Here is a 511-nt window from a genome sequence, read left to right on the forward strand (position 1 = left end):
CCATTGAGTTTCTTTTAAACGATAACAATAACTATTTTTTGGAAACCTAACATTCTTATAATTTTGGTAGAAGTCTATTAAATTTTTATCAAGTTGATTGTGAAGGCCCGTTTCTAAATTTTTATTTTCTTTATAACCCGGTAATACACGATCAAAGATATTTTCACCCTCTAAATTCACAATTTCAAATTTTAAATTTTCTTTCAAATCAGGCATTAATTCATAAGTCCAACTGCTAGGTGTTAACCTTTTCACAGTATGTGTTTGTAACGTCCCTTTATTTAAAACTTTCTGTTCAGTTAAAAGTTCAGTTTCTAGCGGTTGGTTATGTGAATTTGCAAAAAAGATTTCATTATTCTTAATTGGATATTGAGCAATTTCAAAAGAATCACTATAGATACCTGAAGAAATATCGGAAGGTTGATAATAAACTTGGTAAATTTTGTCTTCCTTTTCTAAATTGCTTTCAGCTTGTTCGGACGTATTTTGATCTGAGCTTCCACCACAAGCT

1 pseudogene is annotated in these 511 nt (G+C 29.9%); it reads right to left on the reverse strand.

The features are described 5' to 3' along the window. A pseudogene (locus tag HUN22_RS17650) lies at nucleotides 1-511 on the reverse strand (hypothetical protein); the annotation flags it as partial.

This window comes from Acinetobacter lactucae, assembly GCF_013344765.1.
Lineage (GTDB): Bacteria > Pseudomonadota > Gammaproteobacteria > Pseudomonadales > Moraxellaceae > Acinetobacter > Acinetobacter lactucae_A.